Annotated in this window: 2 protein-coding genes; both read left to right on the top strand. The window is 48.1% G+C overall.

Going from position 1 to position 2719, the window contains the following annotated elements:
- Positions 1-353, top strand: a 353-nt coding sequence (locus KDK17_RS04840; protein ID WP_257287480.1) for a hypothetical protein, incomplete at its 5' end; no start/stop codon positions are given.
- A 135-nt stretch (positions 354-488) separates the two neighbouring features.
- The coding region (locus KDK17_RS04835) for a hypothetical protein (protein ID WP_257287479.1) at positions 489-2719 on the top strand (2231 nt) is incomplete at its 3' end.

The raw sequence follows: 2719 nt of genomic DNA, 5'->3' as shown, positions 1-2719 counted from the left end.
CCGGGTATCAGGAAAGTGCCAATACCTTGCTGGCAACCTCGATCCATTATTTCAATCTGGCTTCCCGGCAGATAGCCGATGGTGACCCTGAGAGAGGACAAGATAACCTTATAAAGGCACTTGAGTCTGTGGAATCCGCACTGGAGAAATATCCCGAGACTGCAAGCGCTTGCTCGCAAAAAGCGCACTGCCTCAGAATGATGAATTACAAAGAAGAAGAGTGGGAGGAATGGTTCAAAAAAGCCAACGTTCTTGACCCAGGCCGGGTAGACAGGTTTAAAGCTTACGACGACTGGCGAATCATCGAAGCTTCTGCTGTTGAGAAGGTAAAAAATCAGGCACTGCGAACATAAGCGCCTGCGGCGAAAATAAGAGTCTGACCAATGAGCCAGAACTGTTTCATTCCAAAGGGCCAGGTAATTAAGGCACTTCCATGAACTTCTTTGTCCGTTTGCTGTCTCAAGAGCATAAAGAGGGGTTACTTTGCCATGAGTTTCGGATTACCACCAGCCTATGGTTCAACATCGCAACCGTCACAAAACCACTTGCCTGATGCTCATCAGGACGGAAAGCCTACATCTGATTTAAACCCGAATGCGCTTCCGTTTGTTCCTCGTGGTTCGAGGAGCGATCAGTCTTCTGACACGCTCCCAACTATTCGCCGTCGGCGAACCACTACCCACAGGGCACCTTCTTCTCAGAGGTGGCACCGGTCAACCAGAAAGAAATCGCCTGAAGCGGCTGAAAAAAAAATCCATGAAGCATACAAAGCACTGAAAAACCAACAATTTACCCATGCAGAAGACAAATTCCAGGCTACCTTGCAAGAATATCGGGGCCAACTCAGCGAGGCCGACTACCAAAGCTCAGTCATAGGACTGGCAAGATCGCTGAATGAGCAAAACCGGGAAAAGCAAAAAAAAGCCTTTTATCGTCTGGAACAACTTCGATTGAGAGGATCATTGACTCCATTAGGGGCTTCCACAACTCCTAACCTTGACGTGACCCTGAGCCGCTGTGAACAAGCACTTGGATTGCTTTCGGATGCTGAAACACGACTGATAAGACTGAGAAATAAAACAGCCGATGCTGATGAAGAGATCCTTTGCCAGAAATCTCACAATTTTGACGCTGATATTACCAATGCCCGACTTTGGAAGTTGATGGGAAAACACCAGATGAGTGAAACACTGATGGTGAACATGAAAACAGAGCTGACCAGAAAGCTACTATCGAATCCAAGCACTGCTACTGCAGAAACCCTCTATAAACAACTCCGTATCGTAACTCTTGCCCTGGTGCGACTCTTGCAGGAGAGAAGCCTGTATGAATGGGCTGAAGACCTGCTGCTGGACATGATTGGCAAGCAATCCAATGACAGCGAGGAGATCCTTTCTCAGCCCTGTGGAGATAATGCAATTGATCTGGCTCTGGCACGACACTGGCAGTTGACAGGAAAGAATGAACGGGCTGAAAAGCTGCTGTTGAACATGAGTGGCAAGCACCCCAATGCCAGTGAAGAAATTCTATGCACTCACTCTGGAAATCGTGAAATTGACCTTGCCCTGGTGCGACTCTGGCAGACGAAAGGCAAACACGAATGGTCTGAAAAATTGCTGCTGAACATGAGTGGCAAGCACCCTGATGCCAGTGCGGAGATGCTTTGCAAGCCTTTTGGGCATCTCGACATTGATCTGACTTTGGCGCTGCATTGGGAGGTCATGGGCAAATATCACCTGGCTGAAGGATTGCTACTGAACATGAGTCGAAAACACCTTGGTGACAGTGTTGAAAGGCTTTGCAGGCCCACTGGAAAGCGTGAGATTGACCTGACTCTGGTTCGACTCTGGCAGATCATGGATAAACCTGAACTTTCTGGAAAGATGCTGCTGAACATGAGCGGCAAGCACCCTGGTAACAGTGAAGAAATCCTGTGTCGGCCCTGTGAAAATTATGAAATTAATTTGGCCCTGGTTCGATACTGGGGGCAGGTAGGCCAATATAACAGGGCTGAAAAGCTGCTGCTGAACATGATGGGCAAAAAACCCAATCAAAATAAAGAAATTCTGTGTCAACCCACTGGAAATAATGTCCTGGATCTGGCTCTGGCCTTACTCTGGCAGACGATGGGCAACTATGAATGGACAGAAAGACTGCTGCTGAACATGAGTCACAAGCACCCCGATGACAATGAAGAGCGCCTGTGCAAGCCTTGCGGGAAGAAAGATATTGATCTGGCGCTGGCAAGAAATTGGGAGATGCAGCGCAAATACACACTGACTGAAAGGTTGCTGTTGAATATGGTTGGCAAATCTCCCTTTGCCAGTATGGAAGCGCTGTGCAAGCCCTCTGGAGATCTGACAATCGACCTGACTCTGGTGAGACATTGGGGAAGAGTGGGCGAATATAAACGGTCTGAAAAACTGCTGCTGAACATGAGTGGCAAGTCCGCCAATGGCAATGAGGAAGACCTGTACAAGCCCTGTGGGCACCTTCAGATTGACATAATTCTGGTGCGAATTTGGGAGGATATGGGCAAATATACACGGTCTGAAAAACTGTTGCTGAACATGAGTGACAAGCACCCCGATGACGCTGAGGAAGAACTGTGCAAGCCCTCTGGGAAGCACGATATTGATCTGACCCTGGTAATGCTCTGGCAGATGATGGATAAAAATGAACGGGCTCAAAGACTGATTCATCGCTGCTGTGATTTATA

It is taken from the genome of Endozoicomonas sp. SESOKO2, from assembly GCF_024606245.1.
GTDB lineage: Bacteria > Pseudomonadota > Gammaproteobacteria > Pseudomonadales > Endozoicomonadaceae > Endozoicomonas_A.
Note: the sequence above shows the minus strand (reverse complement) of the source record. Positions and strands in the feature narration are given on the sequence as shown.